The organism is Thermobacillus sp. ZCTH02-B1 (genome assembly GCF_002159085.1).
Classification (GTDB): Bacteria; Bacillota; Bacilli; order Paenibacillales; family Paenibacillaceae; genus Thermobacillus.
The window spans coordinates 1-16,956 of sequence record NZ_LZRU01000019.1 but is presented as its reverse complement, the minus strand read 5'-3'; the positions used below and the strand labels follow the sequence as shown (position 1 = coordinate 16,956).

General features: G+C 63.9%; 16 protein-coding genes. All 16 read right to left on the bottom strand.

All coding sequences use genetic code 11. The features are described 5' to 3' along the window. Nucleotides 1-12: 12 nt before the first annotated feature. Nucleotides 13-705 (bottom strand): Cthe_2314 family HEPN domain-containing protein, encoded by a 693-nt coding sequence (locus tag A9Z00_RS08440; RefSeq protein ID WP_296976377.1) that lies wholly within the window; start codon nucleotides 703-705, stop codon nucleotides 13-15. Between the two features lie 30 nt (nucleotides 706-735). Beyond that, on the bottom strand, nucleotides 736-1,671 hold the full coding sequence (locus A9Z00_RS08435; protein ID WP_296975821.1) for a COX15/CtaA family protein: 936 nt from the start codon (nucleotides 1,669-1,671) through the stop codon (nucleotides 736-738). A gap of 293 nt (nucleotides 1,672-1,964) precedes the next feature. After that, a complete protein-coding gene (locus A9Z00_RS08430; protein WP_296975818.1) occupies nucleotides 1,965-2,333 on the bottom strand; it encodes a thioredoxin family protein in 369 nt (122 codons plus the stop codon). A gap of 79 nt (nucleotides 2,334-2,412) precedes the next feature. Continuing rightward, nucleotides 2,413-3,984, bottom strand: a complete 1,572-nt coding sequence (locus A9Z00_RS08425; RefSeq protein WP_296975816.1) for a copper amine oxidase N-terminal domain-containing protein — start codon at nucleotides 3,982-3,984, stop codon at nucleotides 2,413-2,415. Nucleotides 3,985-4,178: 194 nt separating this feature from the next. Then, nucleotides 4,179-4,331: a hypothetical protein gene (locus A9Z00_RS15780; RefSeq protein ID WP_367189352.1), complete on the bottom strand. Its 153-nt coding sequence runs from the start codon at nucleotides 4,329-4,331 to the stop codon at nucleotides 4,179-4,181. A gap of 218 nt (nucleotides 4,332-4,549) precedes the next feature. After that, nucleotides 4,550-4,693 carry a hypothetical protein gene (locus A9Z00_RS08415; protein ID WP_296975812.1) on the bottom strand — a complete coding sequence of 48 codons (144 nt, stop codon included), beginning with the start codon at nucleotides 4,691-4,693 and terminating at the stop codon, nucleotides 4,550-4,552. A gap of 34 nt (nucleotides 4,694-4,727) precedes the next feature. Continuing rightward, nucleotides 4,728-6,356 carry a putative polysaccharide biosynthesis protein gene (locus A9Z00_RS08410; protein WP_296975810.1) on the bottom strand — a complete coding sequence of 543 codons (1,629 nt, stop codon included), beginning with the start codon at nucleotides 6,354-6,356 and terminating at the stop codon, nucleotides 4,728-4,730. A gap of 51 nt (nucleotides 6,357-6,407) precedes the next feature. Continuing rightward, entirely contained in the window at nucleotides 6,408-7,127 is a 720-nt protein-coding gene (locus A9Z00_RS08405) for a ThuA domain-containing protein (RefSeq protein ID WP_296975808.1), read from the bottom strand. A 31-nt stretch (nucleotides 7,128-7,158) separates the two neighbouring features. Continuing rightward, nucleotides 7,159-7,647, bottom strand: a complete 489-nt coding sequence (locus A9Z00_RS08400; protein WP_296975805.1) for a DUF456 domain-containing protein — start codon at nucleotides 7,645-7,647, stop codon at nucleotides 7,159-7,161. A gap of 6 nt (nucleotides 7,648-7,653) precedes the next feature. After that, nucleotides 7,654-8,403, bottom strand: coding sequence for a Cof-type HAD-IIB family hydrolase (locus A9Z00_RS08395; protein ID WP_296975803.1), 750 nt, complete (start codon nucleotides 8,401-8,403; stop codon nucleotides 7,654-7,656). Between the two features lie 184 nt (nucleotides 8,404-8,587). Continuing rightward, on the bottom strand, nucleotides 8,588-9,751 hold the full coding sequence (gene mmsB, locus A9Z00_RS08390; protein WP_296975801.1) for a multiple monosaccharide ABC transporter permease: 1,164 nt from the start codon (nucleotides 9,749-9,751) through the stop codon (nucleotides 8,588-8,590). Next, a complete protein-coding gene (mmsA, locus tag A9Z00_RS08385) occupies nucleotides 9,735-11,285 on the bottom strand; it encodes a multiple monosaccharide ABC transporter ATP-binding protein (protein ID WP_296975800.1) in 1,551 nt (516 codons plus the stop codon). The genes mmsB and mmsA overlap by 17 nt, the downstream gene beginning before the upstream one ends. 99 nt (nucleotides 11,286-11,384) lie before the next feature. Beyond that, entirely contained in the window at nucleotides 11,385-12,467 is a 1,083-nt protein-coding gene (chvE, locus tag A9Z00_RS08380; RefSeq protein ID WP_296975798.1) for a multiple monosaccharide ABC transporter substrate-binding protein, read from the bottom strand. A 202-nt stretch (nucleotides 12,468-12,669) separates the two neighbouring features. Further along, complete coding sequence (locus A9Z00_RS08375; protein WP_296975797.1) at nucleotides 12,670-13,896, bottom strand: response regulator; 1,227 nt, start codon at nucleotides 13,894-13,896, stop codon at nucleotides 12,670-12,672. Beyond that, on the bottom strand, nucleotides 13,893-15,749 hold the full coding sequence (locus A9Z00_RS08370; protein WP_296975795.1) for a cache domain-containing sensor histidine kinase: 1,857 nt from the start codon (nucleotides 15,747-15,749) through the stop codon (nucleotides 13,893-13,895). Before A9Z00_RS08370 ends, A9Z00_RS08375 begins: the two co-directional genes overlap by 4 nt. A gap of 26 nt (nucleotides 15,750-15,775) precedes the next feature. Further along, nucleotides 15,776-16,786, bottom strand: coding sequence for a substrate-binding domain-containing protein (locus tag A9Z00_RS08365; RefSeq protein ID WP_296975793.1), 1,011 nt, complete (start codon nucleotides 16,784-16,786; stop codon nucleotides 15,776-15,778). Nucleotides 16,787-16,956 lie beyond the last annotated feature (170 nt).

Genomic DNA, 16,956 nt, shown 5'->3' with positions numbered 1-16,956 from the left:
CGTTCCGGAGGCTCATTTCATCCGGCTCCGGACGTAGCGGAACGCGATGCACAGGGAAGCCGTGATCATCTCGAAGGCATCTTCCAGATGTCTGACCTGCTCCCCGATGTTCTCCAGCCTCGCGGGCTGGCCGTATGCCTTGCGGCTGTGATCGAGATCGTCCAGCATCTCGGTGTTCATGAAGTGAATCTCGATGTTGCGGCGTTTGCGCAGTTCGGTGAGCTGCGGCTGATATTTCATCTTCAGCTCGTCGAGCGCGGCGGACAGCTTCGGATGCAGCTTCCGCTGGCGCATGTTGCGGAGCACGGTGAAGTAGGAGAAGTGCGGCTTCATTCGCTCGGTCTCCAGCCCGAGCGCGTCGTTCAGAAAGGCGCCGAGCTTGTCCAGAATCGCGAACACGCGGATGAATCCGTTCTTGTCGAAATAGACATACCGGAAATAATCCAACTGCTCTTCGCGCGACATATGCGCCAGCGAATGCTTCGTGATGCGGTTCGCGTAACCCCGCGCCGCGTACAGGCTCTGTTCGAGCTCATCGAGCGACGCGAGCAACCCGAGCGCGCCGATCTCGTACATGCGCAGCCGATGGTCGCGATCCTTGCCGGCCCGGATCCGCTCGTCCATCAGGTTCGCGAAAGCCATGATTTCCCTGTGCACTTCGGCCATTCGCCCCGTCAACCGCCGGGGGCGTTCGCCGAACAGCATGCGCAGCAACGCCGCATCTCCTTCCCGCGTCTAATTCCGGCGCCCGCCGGCGGCGCGACGGATCCCGGATTGAATGGTCAGATCGGCAAGCAGGCTGAACAGGCCGCAGATGACAAGATTGTGCAGCAGGCTGGTGAAAATGAACACCTCATCGTTCCCCACCGTCCACGTCACCAGCGCGCCGCTCAGCACCTGTCCGCACGTCATCCCGAGGATCCAGGAAGCGATTCTCGCCGTGCCGCGGTCCGCCCGCCGCCGGACGTACGCGTGGAGCAGGATCGCGAGGACGAGGAACAGCGCCGCCGCGAGCCGGTGCACGAAGGCGATCAGCGTCGCCCCTTCGAGTTCCGGCACGAGGGCGCCGGCGCAGAGCGGCCAGTCCGTGCCGCAGCCGCCGCTGGAGTCGGTGTGCCGGATATAGGCGCCCAGATAGATGACGATCAGGCTGTACACGGAGACCGCCAGCGCGAACGGAAAAACGCCCCGCGGGATGGACGGCATCCCGCGTTCCGCCGCCCGCCCGCGCCTCAGAACCCACAGGACCAGCAGCATCGTGCCCGCAAACGCGAACAGCGAAATGCCGAAATGCAGCGCCATGACCTGCGAGGACTGCGGCCATTTCACCGCCGCCGCGCCCATCAGCGACTGCACGACCGTGAACACGAAGATGCTGCCGGCATACCAGAGCGGCTCCGGATCGGGCCTGTCCATCCTGCGGACAAGCCGCCAGGTCGCGACGACGATCGCGATGACGAGTATGCCGACGATGCCGGTAAAAAATCGATGCGAATATTCGATCGCCGACTCGAGCGTCCGGGCCGGAATGAACTTGCCGTGGCAGAGCGGCCAGTCCGTGCCGCAGCCGTCGCCGGAGCCGGTGTTCGTCACGAGCGCGCCCCCAAGCAGCACAATCAGCATGCCGACGCAGGTCGCGACGGCGAGTTTGCGGTAACCGCCGGATATCATGGACTCACCACATTCCTTCTGTCAAATCGACCGTTCAGCGGGCCGGAGCCCGGCGGTTCGCTTCACAGACTTTTCACATCTCATTCAGACTACATTATAACGATTGCAAACAGCGAAATCCATGTAGAAACGGTGAACATGTCGGCGATTTGACGGATCCGGCCGGACGGCCTAGCGGGGCGGACGGACGAACGCACCGGAAAGCATAAGCGGCAGGCCCCGACCGCAAAGGGTCGATTCCTGCCGCTAACCTGTTCGATGCCCGTATGCCGCGGTGATGCCGCAGGCCGCGGTCAATCGGTACGGCCGGAGCCGCCGCTTCCGTTCAGCGCCGCGTCCACCTCGATCGCGCGATCCAGGAACCGCTCGATTTCGGGCTTCGTCTTGCGCAGCTTGCTGACGAACCGGACGATCTCCCGTCCGTTCCGGAACGCGATGAAGCTCGGAATGCCGTAAACCTGCAGCTCGATGAGCTCATCAAGCATCGCGTCGCGGTCGACTTCCAGGAAGGTGATCCGGTCCCGGTAAGCCTCCTCGATCTCCCCGAAGAACAGGTCGAGGTACCGGCAATCCGGGCACCAGTCCGCCTTGAACACCGCGACGGTCAGTTCGTCCCGTCCGATCCGGTTGCGGAAATCTTCGGCATTTAACGCTTTGTCCATCGGTTCACGCTCCTTCCGACCGGCCTGGCCGGGCGGCGCTTCGGCCGCCCTCCGGTTATCCGCCGTGATCCGGAACCGGTCAGGATCGGATCAGTTTCACGACGTCGCGCGAGAGGATCAGCACTTCCCAGTCATCACCGTCGATGTCCCATTCCATCGTGCCGCCGAGCGTCGCGAGCAGGCTGTCGCCCGGCACGTAGGCTACGCCGTCGATCAGGACGACCGGATAGGGCCATTCCTCGGTCTCGCCGTTCACGACGGCCCGGCTGCTGCCGACCTGCAGCACGATCTGTTTGCCGGTGGCGTCGTCGTTCACGGTGATGGTCTTCGTGGCGTGGTCCCAACCGACTTCGGCTTCGAAATACTCCGCCACCGAGCGCAGCGGCACGAGGGTCTGGCCGTCCGGCGACTTGATCGGCGCCCGCTCGTCGATGTCGGGGAAAAGCCAAAGCTCCTGCTCTCCCACGCCCATATTCGCCAAAAGCTTGTACAGACCGGTGCCCCGGAAGAAGCGGAGCGTGTCCGCCGTCGACCAGTCTTCCATTTCTTCGACCGTCACGCCGCCTTCCACCGTCGTCGCGTCGATCGCCACATCGCCATTAATATTCCACAATTCTTGCGAATAGTAAATCCGGATGCCTTCCAATCCGGCGAGCGATTCTTCTTCGGCCAGCTCGGCCAGCTTCTTCCCGTCCGGACGGAAGTTGACTTCCACGTCCTGCCTGCGGATGTCGAGCTTGCCGTCGACGTACAAATCGGCGCTGACGGTCAGGTTCTCGCCGAATATCTCCCTGGCCAGTTCGGGTTCCGTGGTCTCCAGATAAGCCAGCGACAGGGAAGCCATCTGCAGCATCTCGACGAATTCATCCTCGTTCAGGCCGAAGTCCGCTTGCCCTTCGTCGTCCGTAGGCCCGAATTCGCCGAACAGCCCCGCGCTTTCCCGGATGTACGTCTCGATCGCGCCGATGAACGCCCGGAGGCCTTCCTTGTCTTCGGTCAGCGCCTTGAGGTACGATTTCAGCCACTCCAGCAGTTCCGCGCCGTCGAACCGGACGCCGATCTTCGTGAGCTTGAGCTCCTCTCCGCCCACCTTGACAGGCGCGTTCAGCTCCACCGAAATATCGGACACGTTCGGCATGTTGCCGATCAGATATCCGTTCGCGGAATCCGCGGCCTTGAGCGCCATCTCCTGAAGCTCGAGCTGTTGTTCCGGCGTCAGGACGGCTCCCGGGAACTCTTCCTGCATGGCGGCCATGTCGATCACGATCGGTGCGGCCGCGCCGTCCAGCTCCATGACCATGATCGTACCGGCCTGCCGGATTCCGAATCCGATTCCGATATCCCCGAGCGTCAGTTTCCCGCGCATCGAGGCGTTCACCGGATCCTTGACCTTGATCTCGTCAAGCTCGAACTTTACATGGGTGAGCAGCGGGACGAACGAAGCGGATTCCTCGTCTTCGGCCGCGATCTCGTCCAGCAGGTCCTCGCTCAGCTTCACATCGAGCTCGAACACCATGCTGCCTTCGTACGCCTTTACATGCTGCGACTGCTTGAGCACGGAGTTCAGATCGACTCCCTGCACCGACTCGCAGCCCGCGGCGAACAGAAGCAGAGCTGACAGTACCAATCCGAGCCATTTCTTCAACCGCATGTCTTCCGTGTTTCTCCTCTCTCGAAATAATGGGGCAGCAGTTCGATATTACCACAAATCCCGGGGGTTTGTAAGGTATCTGTAATAAAAAAGATGCTCGTGTTAAGCGTTTTCCGGCTCACCGTGACGGCTACCCGGCATGTGCCGCCAACATGCAAATGCCGTATCAGCATGACCGGATCTTCTCTCCCGCATCAGTATCTGATCCAAAAACGGCTGTATACGCCGACCGCTTCCATCAGCTCTTCATGCGTGCCCCGTACCGCGAACACGCCCCGGTCGACCACCAGAGCCCGCCGGATCGTGGACAAACGATGGGCGACCACGATCGTCGTCCTGCCCGCCATCAGCCGCCGAAGCGCCTGCAGGACGGCTTGCTCCGACTCGGAAACGAGGGAGGGCGGTCGCCTCATCCGGCAACAGAAGCGGCGCGTTCTTCAATATTGCCCGGGCAATGGCGATTCGCTGCTTCTGGCCGCCGGAGAGCCGCTCTCCGTTCGCCGGCCATCACCCGACAGCCGCCCGCCGCCGCGTCCGGACCGGCATCGCCTGGTTCACATCGGCACTACATGGTCCATGCCGGCACCGCCGCCGCGGGTCCATTCCCCGCTTTACGTCCGGACAGGCGGAAATTGCCGTCCCGTTCTTTATTAAAAATTTCGCGCAGCAGATTCATTGCTTGCCGGTCGAACACGCCGTCGCCGGTCACGCCGTTCCGGTTTCCGGTCACGAAGAAGGCCGCGCTAGCGCGCCCGCAGGCGGAGCAGCGGCCTGAACAGCTTCTTCAGCGGTCCCGGGAACGATGCCGCGTCTTCCTGCGTGACCGCGCCGAACAGCACCATGAGCGCGAGATAGGCCGCGCCCGAGGCGGCGCAGGAGGCGGCCGCCGTGAAGAAGCAGGCCAGCTTGTACGGCAGGGCGTCCATCAGGCGCAGGCCGGCCGTGTCGATGCCGTATCCCGCGGCGAACGCCGCCAGCACGGCTCCCAGATACGGCAGCCAGCGCCGGCCCAGCACGGCGATCGGAACCACCTTGCGGATCGACAGCACGTTGAACCCGCCGATCCAGAGGAAGCCGATCGTCGACGCGAGAATGAGGCCGTACACGCCGAGCAGGGGGCCGAACAGGACGCTCAGCGCCGCCTTGACCGCCATGCCGGTCAGCGTGTGGTACATCGCCTGGCGCGGCTTTCCGAGGCCGAACAGCGTCGAGTTCGTCGTCATCATGACGATTTGCAGCACCGTGCCGGCCGTCAGCGCGGCGACGACGCCGCTGCCGCCCGGCGTATAGAGCAGCCCGGTGACGGATTCGGCGGCGGCGGTGAGCGCGAGCGCCAACGGCACGCCGGTGAAGATCACGATGCGCAGCACGAGCGACGCCTGGCGGCTCACTTCCCGCATGTCGCCCGTCGCGTAAGCCGACGAGATGACCGGGATGATCGACTGGCTGAGCGCGACGGCCAGGATCGGCGGAATGCCCGCGATCGTCTGCGCCTTCATCCCGAGCGCGTCGAGCGCCGCGTTCGTCAGCTCGCGGGAGCCGTAGTAGCCTTCCGTCAGCCGGTAGAAAAACTGCGTGTCGAAGTAATAGAAAAACTGCACCGTCATCGACGTCAAAACGATCGGCACGGACAGGCGGAAGATTTCGCCGTAAATCTCGCGGTACCGCAACATCCGCCCGCCGCTTCGATCATGGGCCCCGGCCCCCCGGCGATCCGCCGCATCCGCGCGGCGCAGCTTCACCGTATAGCCGAGCATGACGGCGAATGCGCCGACGGCGCCGAAGATCGTGCCCGCCGAAGCGGCGGCGGCGATCCGCTCGTCGCCGTAGCCGAAGCTGTACAGCGCGAACGCGAGCGAGACGCTCGTCACGACGCGCGCGATCTGCTCGACGATCTGCGAGACGGCGCCCGCCGTCATGAACTGCCGTCCCTGGAAATACCCGCGCATGATCGCGATGACCGGGAACAGGAGAAGCGCCGGCGCGATCGCGCGGATCGATGCCGCCGCGCCCGGGTTGTCATGCGCGAGCAGCGGCGCCAGCGCGTACAGCCCGCCCGACACGACGACGCCCGTCGCGATGCCGAACAGCAGCGCGGCGCGGTAGATGCCCTCCGCCTCCGCGAACCGCCCCTGCGCGTGCCGCTCCGCGATCATCTTGCTGATCGCGCTCGGAATGCCCGCCGTCGCGACGACGAGGAGCAGCAGATAGATGTTGTTCGCCGCCGTGAAATAGGCGCCGCCCGCCTCCTCCAGCATGTAGTCGAGCGGGACCCGCTGGAATATGCCGAGGAAACGGGCGATGAGCGCGGCGGCGGCCAGAATGACCGTGCCCCGGATCAGGGAATCTTTCTTCAGGCTCACGTTCTCCATTCCTTCGAAGTCCGGCCGCGGGGCCGGACGGGTTGGACGGGACGGCCGCCTTCAGCCCTTGATCGGCTCGAGCGGCTTCACGTTGCCGCGCACCGGCTTCGCCGCGCCGGCGGGCGCCGCCCAGCGAACGGCGTTCCGGATCACCTGCAGAATCTGCGGATTGTGGTACGTCGGGTACGTCTCGTGGCCGGGCCGGAAATAGAAGATCCTTCCCTGCCCGCGGTAGAACGTGCACCCGCTGCGGAACACTTCGCCTCCCTCGAACCAGCTGATGAAGATCAGCTCGTCCGGCGCCGGGATGTCGAAGTGTTCCCCGTACATCTCCTCGTGTTCGATCGTGATGGATTCGGGGAGCCCCGCGGCGATCGGATGCGCGGGGTTCACGACCCAGAGCCGCTCCTTCTCGTTCGCCTCGCGCCATTTCAGATCGCACGACGTGCCCATGAGGCGGCGGAAAATTTTCGAGAAATGGCCCGAATGCAGCACGATGAGCCCCATGCCGTCCAGCACCCGGCGATGGACGCGGTCGACGATCGCGTCCTCGACCTTGTCGTGGGCCATGTGGCCCCACCAGATCAGCACGTCGGTCTCGCCGAGCACTTCCTCCGTCAGGCCGTGTTCCGGCTCATCGAGCGTGGCGGTGCGCACCGAAATGCCGTCCCCCGCGATGCCCCGGGCGATCGCGTTGTGGATGCCGTCCGGATAGATGCGGGCGACTTCTTCATGCTTTTTCTCGTGAAGGAACTCGTTCCATACCGTGACGCGAATCATGCGCCGGCCTCCTCCGTCAGGTAAGGTTTGTTCAGAACAACACCCAGATCAGGAACAAAAGGATCATCACCGCCTGCAGCACGATCTTCACGACCGTGTTGGCGAACAGGCCGACGAGCGATCCCCACCCCGCCTTCACGGCCCGGTTCGGATCGGAACCCGCGATCAGCTCGCCGATGACGGCGCCCAGGAACGGGCCGATGACGAGCCCGAACGCGGGGATGACGAACGGACCGACGATCACGCCGATCGTGCTGCCGATGACCGACGCCCGCGAACCGCCGTATTTCCGAACCCCCCAGGCGTTCACCGCGTAGTCGGCCAGGAACAGCGCGGCGACGATGAGGGTCTGGATCGTCCAGAACAGCCAGCCGAACGGCTCGAACGAGACCAGAAATCCGTAGACGAAGAACGCGGCGTAAATCGCGAGGGCGCCCGGCAGCACCGGGAAGACGGCGCCCGCCATCCCGACGGCGAACAGCAGGATGACGATGATCCAGGCCACAATCTCCGGCCACATGAGGACTCAGCCCCGCAACACGTAATGTTCGATCAGATGCGCGACGCCGTCTTCATTGTTGCCGGGCAGCACGATGTCCGCCGCCTCCTTCACCCGTTGCTGCGCGCCGCCCATCGCGGCGCCGAGCCCGGCCGTGCGGATCATCGACAGGTCGTTCAGGCTGTCGCCGGCCGCGGCCGTCTCGGCCGGATCGATGCCGAGCAGATCGCACAGTTCGATCAGCGCGGCGCCCTTCGAGACGCCGGACGGATTCAGCTCGATGTTCGCGGGCGAAGAATTCGATATTTCAAATCCGCCCCAGCTTTCCGCCGTCCTGCGGATCTCGTCGAGAACCGCGGCGTTTTCCTCGTAATAACCGAACTTCAGCCAAACCTTGCTCCGGACGGCATCCTCCGGCTCCACCCAGCGTTCCCGGTTGTAGACGCCGTCCGTCGCGTACGCCCAGTACCATACGCCCCGCTCCAGCGCCAGCTCGCGCAGGCGAAGCACGTCCTCCGCCTGCATCGGGGTCCGCCGGTGCAGATCGTGCGGCCGGCGCCAGATCTCGCCGCCGTTCACGGTGATCATCGGCGTCGTGAGGCCGAGCAGCTCCGTGTACGGAAGCACGTGCTGCACGCCCCTTCCCGTCGCGAGGCAGACGATGACGCCCGCATCCAGCGCGCGGCGGATCGCCGCGGCGTTGCGCGGGCTGACCTCCTGGCGGTCATTGAGCAGGGTGCCGTCCATATCCAGCGCTACGAGTCGAATCTTGGCCATACCCTTCTCCTTCCCAGGTTCCTCCGCTATTGTAACACAACCGGCGGCATTCGGAGAAACGGCTCCTTCCGCCCGGAACAAAAAAGCGCAAAAAATGCACAAAAAAGGCGCAAAAAAAACGGCGGACCTCCCCGGCCGGTCATCGCCGGAGACGGTCTGCCGACAGTCTGCCGAATGCAGCGATTCAGGATGACTTGCTGCGGTTGTAGATGTCGAACGCAACGGCGAGCAGCAGCACCAGCCCCTTGATCGCCTGCTGCCAGTCGACGCCGATCCCGAGGATCGACATGCCGTTGTTCATGACGCCCATGACGAGGCCGCCGATGACCCCGCCGATCACGGTGCCGACGCCGCCGGACATGGAGGCACCGCCGATGAAGCACGCCGCGATCGCGTCCAGCTCGAAGTTGGTGCCGGCCTTCGGGGTGGCCGCGTTCAGGCGGGCGGCGAACACGAGGCCGGAAAGCGCGGCCAGCGTGCCCATGTTGACGAACACCCAGAACGTCACCCGCTTCGTCTTGACCCCGGACAGCATCGCCGCCTTCTCGTTGCCGCCCATCGCGTAGATGTGCCGGCCGATCACCGTCCGGTTGGCGACGAACGTGTACAGGAAGATGAGGACGAGCAGCACGATCAGGATGTTCGGGATGCCTTCATAGCTCGCCAGCACATAGATGAACAGATTCAGGGCGGCGGCGAGGATGACCAGCTTCGCGATGAAGTAGGCGAACGGCTCCGTTTCGAACCGGTACCGGATGTCCGACAGCCGCTTGCCCCATTCCAGCGCGATGAGCAGCAGCGACAGCAGGATGCCGATCAGGATGCTGAGCAGATGAATCCCCCGCCCGCCCGGAATATCCGGGATGAAACCGGAACTGAGCGCGCGGAACGCGTCGGGGAACGGCCCGATGGACTGGCCCTCGAGCACCAGCATCGTCAGCCCGCGGAACATCAGCATGCCCGCCAGCGTCACGATGAACGACGGGACCCGCACGTAGGCGACCCAGAAGCCCTGCCAGGCGCCGATCAGCGCGCCGAGCAGCAGCGACAGGAAGATCGCGGCCGCGAACGGCACGTTCATCTCGACCATCAGGATCGCGGCGACGGCGCCGACGAAGGCCGCCACGGACCCGACCGACAGGTCGATGTGCCCGCTGATGATGACCAGCATCATGCCGATCGCCAGCACGAGAATGTGGCTGTTCTGCAGAATCAGGTTCGTCACGTTGAGCGGCTTGAACAGAATGCCGTCCGTCAGGATCTGGAACAGCAGCATGATCGCGAGCAGCGCGACCAGCATGCCGTATTGCCGGATGTTGGCCTTGAGCAGATTAACGACCGTTTGCAACAATGTCGCCCTCCATTCGCGCCATGAGTCGCATGATGGTTTCCTGGTCGGCCTTTTCCCGCGGCAGCTCCCCGGTGATGCGGCCATCGCTCATGACATAGATCCGGTCGCACATGCCGAGCAGCTCCGGAAGCTCCGAAGAGATGAGCAGAATCCCCTTTCCCTCGCCGGCCAGCTGATTGATGATCGTGTAGATCTCGTATTTCGCGCCGACGTCGATGCCGCGGGTCGGTTCATCCAGGATGAGCACGTCCGGTTCGGTGAAAATCCATTTGCTGAGGACGACCTTCTGCTGGTTGCCGCCGCTCAGATTCATGACGGTCTGCCGAATGCTCGGCGTCTTGATGTTCAGCCGCTGCCGGAAGCCTTCGACCTCCAGGTTCTCCCGCCGCTCGTCGATGACGCCGCGCCGGGCCACCTTCCGCAGCCCGGCGAGCGTCGTGTTGCGCCGGATGTCCTGGATCAGGACGAGGCCGTAATGCTTCCGGTCTTCGGTCACGTAGGCGATGCCGTTCCGGATGGCGGCGGGGATGTCGGGGAGCTCCACGGGCTTTCCGTTCTTCAGAATCTGGCCGCTGATTCTCTTGCCGTACGCCCTGCCGAACAGACTCATCGCGAGCTCCGTCCGTCCGGCGCCCATGAGCCCGGCGATGCCCACGACTTCGCCCCGGCGGATATGGAAGCTGACGTCCTTGATCACCCGGCGGTCCGGCTGCCGGGGGTGATACACGTTCCAGTTCCGCACCTCGAAGATCGTCTCGCCGATGTTCGGCGTCCGTTCCGGATAGCGGTGCTTCAAATCCCGTCCGACCATGCCCCGGATGATCCGGTCCTCCGTGATCTCGTCCCGGGCCATGTCGAGCGTCTCGATCGTCTCGCCGTCCCGCAGGATCGTGATGGAATCCGCGACCTGGACGATCTCGTTCAGCTTGTGGGAAATGAGGATGGAGGTCAGCCCGCGCGCCTTGAACGACCGGAGCAGCCGAAGCAGATTCTCGCTGTCGTGCTCGTTGAGGGCGGAGGTCGGCTCGTCCAGGATGAGCAGCCTGACGTTCTTGCTGAGCGCCTTCGCGATTTCCACAAGCTGCTGCTTGCCGACGCCGAGATCCATGACGCGGGTGTTCGGCGACTCGTCCAGCCCGACCAGATCCATCAATTCCCGCGCGCGCGCGTACGTCTCGCGCCAGTTGATCACGCCCCGCCGGGCGCGCTCGTTGCCGAGGAAGATGTTCTCCGCGATCGACAGGTACGGACTGAGCGCCAGCTCCTGGTGGATGATGACGATGCCCTGCCGCTCGCTGTCCCGGATGTCCCGGAACTGGCAGAGCCGGCCCTGAAAGTACACTTCACCCTGATAGGTGCCGTAAGGGTAGACGCCGCTGAGCACCTTCATGAGCGTCGATTTTCCGGCCCCGTTCTCTCCCATGAGCGCGTGGATTTCGCCTTCCCGGACCTTCAGGTTCACGTTGTTCAGCGCCCGGACGCCGGGAAACGTCTTCGTGATCCCGCGCATTTCCAGCAGGATGTCTGTCATTGGACGATTCACTCCTTCGCGGAAACGATTTCGCGGGCGCGCCCTTTCAGGGCCGCCGCGAAACCGTTTCCGTCCGGATTCCCCATGAAGGTCAACGGATCATTTCAGTTGATCCTCGGTGTAATAGCCGCTGTCGATCAGCACTTCCTTGTAGTTGGACTTGTCGACGAGGACGGGCTCGAGCAGGTACGACGGCACCACCTTCACGCCGTTGTCGTAGGTCGTCGTGTCATTCACTTCCGGCTCCTCGCCCTTGAGCACCGCTTCCGCCATCTCCACCGCCTTCTTCGCCAGCTCGCGGGTGTCCTTGAAAATCGTGGACGTCTGTTCGCCGGCGATGATCGACTTGATCGACGCGAGCTCCGCGTCCTGGCCCGTGATGACCGGCATCGGCTTGTCGGCCGAACCGTATCCGACGCCCTTCAGGGACGAGATGACGCCGATGCTGATGCCGTCATACGGCGACAACACCGCATCCACGCGCTCGGTGGTGTAGTAGGCGCTGAGCAGGTTGTCCATCCGCGCCTGCGCCGTCGCGCCGTCCCAGCGGAGCGTCGCCACCTGGTCGAAGTCCGTCTGCCCGCTCCTGACCACGAGCTGGCCGTTGTCGATGTACGGCTGCAGCACGCTCATCGCGCCGTCGAAGAAGAAGTAGGCGTTGTTGTCGTCGGGCGATCCGGCGAACAGCTCGATGTTGAACGGTCCCTTGCCTTCCTTCAGTCCGAGGGCCTGTTCGATGTAGGACCCCTGCAGCACGCCGACCTTGAAGTTGTCGAAGGTCGCGTAGTAGCTGACATGGGGCGTCTTGCGGATCAGCCGGTCATAGGAGATGATCTTGATGCCCTGGCTGTTCGCTTTTTCGAGGACGTTGGTCAGCGATTCCCCGTCGATCGCGGCGATGACCAGCACGTCCACGCCCTTCGTGATCATGTTCTCGATCTGCGAAACCTGGTTCTCGACGATGTCCTCCGCGTACTGCAGATCAACCTTGTAGCCGCGCTTCTCGAATTCCGCCTTCATGTTGTTGCCGTCATGCACCCATCGTTCCGAGGACTTCGTCGGCATCGCGATGCCGATGAACCCGGCTTCGCCGCCGCTGCCGCCGGAGCCGCCGCCGCACGCGGAAACCGCCAGCGCCGCGACGAGCAGCAGGATCAGATTCAGGATGCGTTTTCGTTTCATCCGGTCTACCCCTTTCCCTGTCGCTTCGGTATGGTGTACGACCGTATCGTAACGCGGGGCGGCCGTCCCGGTCTTTCCAAAAACCCGACGCGAATTTTCAAAATTTCAACAAACGTCGTGCGGCCAAACCCGGACGATGCATGGCGCAGAGCCGCCGGTGCGGACAAAAAAATCCCCCTTCCGGGGGATGATGCCGGACGGCTCAACGCTCGTCCGCTTCGTCCGCCTCCGTCCCGCCCTTCCGGTATTGGACGGGGGAGACGCCGAACATTTTCCTGAACGCGGTGCTGAAATAATGCTGGCTCACGTAACCCACGCTTTCGGCGATCTCGTGGATCGGAAGATCCGTTCCGGTCAACAGGCGCGTCGCCTTCTCCATGCGCATCATCGTCACGAGGCTGTTGAACGGCGCTCCGAGCTCCTGCTTCAGGATGCGGCTCAGGTAAACGGGCGACACGCGCAGCTCGGCGGCCGCCGCTTCCAGGGTCAGCTCCGGATCGGCGAACCGCTCGCGGATCAGCGCCCGGGCGCGCTTCACGATCGGCGACAGGCGCGCTTCCCGGCTGACGGCGGACCGGGCGCGCCTCAGCGCCGCGCCGGCTTCGGCCGGATCCCGGCCGGCCGGTTCGAGATGGACCTGGACGGTCAGCTTCAGATATTGCTGCACCGCCTGCTCGATCCCGCTCGCCAGCGCCGGCGGCACATCGTCCCAGATGATCAGCAGGATGAGCCCGGTGGCGTCCCGGAAGATCAGATGCTCCGCCGCGCCCAGCAGTTCCGACGTGACGTTCTCGATGGCGTACAGCATCAGCTGGCGCTCGGATTCGGTCCTCGGGGATTGGCCCGTGTCGAGCTCCGGCCAGCGGATCGCCATGACCCATTCGGGCGGTCGTTCGGGCAGCTCCAGGAACCGGAGCTGGTCGGCGATCTCGTCGCGGCCGAGCGCCCCCTCCATCCATTCCAGGCAGAACCGCTCCCGGAGCAGCGGCAGGTTCTTCCGGATCTGCGCGGCCGCCGCTTCCATGTAGGCCTTCTGCCGCTCCTCCCGCTCCAGCATGTCCCGGACGCGCGTCATGATTCTCGTCAGCTCTCCCGGATTCGTCGGCTTCAGCACATATTCCTGGACGCCGAGCCGGATGGCCTCCCGCGCGTATTCGAACTCGTCATGGCCGGTGATGATGACGACGACACACGACGGGCGCCGCTCCCGGATCAGCCGGATCAGATCCAGCCCGTGCATGATCGGCATGTTCAGATCGACGAGCATGACGTCCGCCCCATGCCGTTCCGCAAGTTCGAGCGCCTCTTCGCCGTCTTCCGCTTCGGCGCAGACTTCCATGCCGAGCGACTCCCAGTCCACCGAGTCGCGGATGCCTTCCCGGATGATGGCTTCGTCATCGGCGATCAGCACCTTCCAGCGCCGCTTCACGGCCCCTCCTCCTCCCGACAGGCAGCGGTATCCTCCGGCAGCGCGGGATGGATGACGGTCACCGTCGTGCCCTCGCCGCGCGCGCTGTCGATCACAAGCCCGTACCGTTCGCCGAACGTCAGCCGCAGCCGTTCATGGACATTGATGAGCCCGAATCCCCGGTCCCGGCTCCCCGATCCGTCCGCCGCGGCGGATTCCGCTTCGGTGATCAGTTCCCCGGGATCCGGCTCGCGGCCGACCCGGTCCAGCGCCCGCCGCACTTCCGCGAGACGCGCTTCGTCCATTCCCACGCCGTCATCCCGGACCCGGAGCACGAGATCGCCGTCCCGGAGGGACACGTCCACTTCGATGGTGCCGGGCCCGCGCCGCTCCTTGATGCCGTGGTAGATGGAATTTTCCACGAGCGGCTGCAGGATCAGCTTCATCACCGTGTACCGCTCGAGGCCGGGCTCCATGCGGATCGAATAGTTCAGCTTGTCCCGGTAGCGGACCTTCTGGATCTTCAGATAGCTTTCGAGATGTTCGAATTCCTCCGCCAGCGGAATCCGGTCCCTGCCTCCGCTCAGCCCGATCCGGAACAGCCTTGCGAGCGATTCCGCCACTTCCGCCGCGGCCGCCGCGCCCTCCCGGCGCGCCATCCACTGGATCGTATCCAGCGTGTTGTACAGGAAATGCGGCCGGATATGCGCCTGAAGGCTGCGCAGTTCCGCCTCCCGCTTCTGCCGTTCCTTGTGTTTCATGAGCGAGATGAGCCGGTTGATCTGAACGAGCATCCGGTTGAAGCTGCGGCCCAGCATGCCGATTTCGTCGTGCCGTTCGCCGATGAAGCGGGTCAGGAGATCCCCCGATTCCGCCTTCTGCATGAAGGAAATGAGCTGCCCGATGGGGCGGGAGATCGTGCGGGACAGGTAATACGAAGCCGCAATCCCGAACAGGCAGACGAGAAAGACGAAGCTGACGATGTAGAACTGGATTTCCCGCATTTCCGGGATCGATTCGCGCGCCGGGAACACCCCGATCGTCGTCCAGCCGGTGAAGGGCGATTTGACGTAGATGAACTGGAATCTTCCGCTGTCCGTGTCCCGGTAGACCGAACCCGACGTTCCCCCGAACCAGTCGGGCCTGACGCTGCTGATCGGCAGATTGGAGGGCGCGTACACGGGCTCTCCCTCACTGTCGATCACCATGAGATAGCCGTTGCGGCCGAGGCGCACGTTCTTGAGCTCCTGCGCGATCACCCGCAGCTTCAGGTCGATGAGCACGACGCCGAGCACGTTCTGGGTGTCGGGATCGAGCACCGCCCTGGCGACCGAGATCACCTCGTCATCCCGGTAATTGACGTGGCTGGCCACCTGTCTGCCCTCGGGACGCCCGACGATCGTGAAAATGCCGTCCCGCCGCACCGCCTCCTCGTACCACGGTTCCCGGGACAGCCGGTAGCCTTCCCTGACGTACAGCTCGTTGCTGATCGATTCGCCCGTGCTGCCGGCGATCAGGATACCGGCAACCTCCGTGTAGAGCGTGCCGATCGTCCGCATCAACTGGCGGATTTCGTAATGGTCGTTCGCCTTCGCCTCCGGTCCTTCCGTGCCGTCCAGAAACCGCCGCACATCCGGATTGTCGGAGACCATGTACGTGATGTTCTGGAGACTCACGGCATAATGCTCCAGCGAGCGGTTCACTTTGGCGATGAGCTGCAGCGTGTTTTCCACGGCCTGCCGTTCCAGCACGCGGTCCACCGAAAAGTGGATGAGCACGCCGATGCAGATCGCCGGCAGGATGCCGATGAGCAGAAAAAGGGCGATCAGCTTGTAGCGGATCGGCCAGTTGTTGATTTCCAGCCATACGCGCATGGCGTTCACCTGCCGCCGATCGTCCGTCACTTCACGTAATAGTCGTCGACGTTCTCGCGGGTGACGACGGAAATCCCCGTATCCACATAGACGGGCAGCGGGGAGGCGTCCGCCGTCTGTCCGCGGTCGGGCGTCACGATGCCGTGATGGAGATGGAACAGGAAGACGAGCGACCAGTAGCCCATGTTCCACGTGCCCTGGGCCAGCGTGGCGTCGATGTCGCCCTGGCGGATCAGGTCCAGCGTCACCTTGTCCGTGTCGAACGCGATCACCTTCACCTCGTGCTTCCGCTGCCTCATCCGGACCGCGTCCGCGACGCCGACGCCGCCGACCGCGTCGGTATTGAAGATCCCCTTCAGATCCGGATGGGCGTCGAGGATGGCGAGCGCCGCGTCCCGGGAGACGATGACGTCTCCCTTGCCGTCTTCGATCGCCACGATGCTCATGTCCGGAAATTCCGCACGGATCGTGTCGCGAAAGCCGTTGGTGCGTTGCTGGTGGTTGAGCTGGTTGGGAAGGGTGATGACGCCGACTTTGCCTTTGCCCCCGATCAGCCGGGCCATCGTCCGGGCCGCCGTCACGCCCGCGTTGTAGTTGTCCGTGGCCAGGAGCGAGTAAGCTTTGCTGTCCGGAGCTCCGGCATCAAACAGGACGACCGGAATCCCCGCGTCGACCGCCTTGTCGATCGAAGGTGTAAGCGCTTCCGGATTTTTCACGGTGAGGGCGATACCCGCCGGTTTCTGGGCGATCACCTGCTCCAGCACGGTCACCTGCTCCCGTGCGTCATATTGGGTCGAACCCCGGTACTCCACCGAGACGCCCAGCTTCTCCGCCGCGTCCTCGAACCCCTTGATCACGCTCTTCCAATAATCAATGCCGGACTGGAACGTCACCATGACGTATTTCTCGTCGATGCTGCCGACCAGGCCGGCCGGTTCGCCGGACCGGGCCGACAGATTCTGGCCGTAGAAGAAATTGAGGGCATACAGAACATAGGCACCGATGATGACCAGATAGAGAAGCAGCAATTTCTTCATGGGCGGACCCCCGTCCTGTTCCCGGATCAGTCCCCGTCCTGCGTTCCGGCATGGTCCGGTCCGCCGGCGTTCCGGCCGGCTTCGCCGCCGTTCGCTCCCGCGCCCTCGGCGCCGCCGCCCGAATCCTGCGGCTCCTCCCGCCGCTCGGGAGGCGTCGCCTGCGGCGGTTG

Excerpts from the sequence above, each read along its gene's own strand:
- A9Z00_RS08410 (WP_296975810.1), bottom strand. The coding sequence starts at position 6,356 with ATGGAGAACGTGAGCCTGAAGAAAGATTCCCTGATCCGGGGCACGGTC.
- mmsA (WP_296975800.1), bottom strand. The coding sequence starts at position 11,285 with ATGACAGACATCCTGCTGGAAATGCGCGGGATCACGAAGACGTTTCCC.
- A9Z00_RS08440 (WP_296976377.1), bottom strand. The coding sequence starts at position 705 with ATGCTGTTCGGCGAACGCCCCCGGCGGTTGACGGGGCGAATGGCCGAA.
- A9Z00_RS08425 (WP_296975816.1), bottom strand. The coding sequence starts at position 3,984 with ATGCGGTTGAAGAAATGGCTCGGATTGGTACTGTCAGCTCTGCTTCTG.
- A9Z00_RS08395 (WP_296975803.1), bottom strand. The coding sequence starts at position 8,403 with ATGGCCAAGATTCGACTCGTAGCGCTGGATATGGACGGCACCCTGCTC.
- A9Z00_RS08435 (WP_296975821.1), bottom strand. The coding sequence starts at position 1,671 with ATGATATCCGGCGGTTACCGCAAACTCGCCGTCGCGACCTGCGTCGGC.
- A9Z00_RS08430 (WP_296975818.1), bottom strand. The coding sequence starts at position 2,333 with ATGGACAAAGCGTTAAATGCCGAAGATTTCCGCAACCGGATCGGACGG.
- A9Z00_RS08370 (WP_296975795.1), bottom strand. The coding sequence starts at position 15,749 with ATGCGCGTATGGCTGGAAATCAACAACTGGCCGATCCGCTACAAGCTG.
- A9Z00_RS15780 (WP_367189352.1), bottom strand. The coding sequence starts at position 4,331 with ATGGCGGGCAGGACGACGATCGTGGTCGCCCATCGTTTGTCCACGATC.
- A9Z00_RS08405 (WP_296975808.1), bottom strand. The coding sequence starts at position 7,127 with ATGATTCGCGTCACGGTATGGAACGAGTTCCTTCACGAGAAAAAGCAT.
- chvE (WP_296975798.1), bottom strand. The coding sequence starts at position 12,467 with ATGAAACGAAAACGCATCCTGAATCTGATCCTGCTGCTCGTCGCGGCG.
- A9Z00_RS08400 (WP_296975805.1), bottom strand. The coding sequence starts at position 7,647 with ATGTGGCCGGAGATTGTGGCCTGGATCATCGTCATCCTGCTGTTCGCC.
- A9Z00_RS08365 (WP_296975793.1), bottom strand. The coding sequence starts at position 16,786 with ATGAAGAAATTGCTGCTTCTCTATCTGGTCATCATCGGTGCCTATGTT.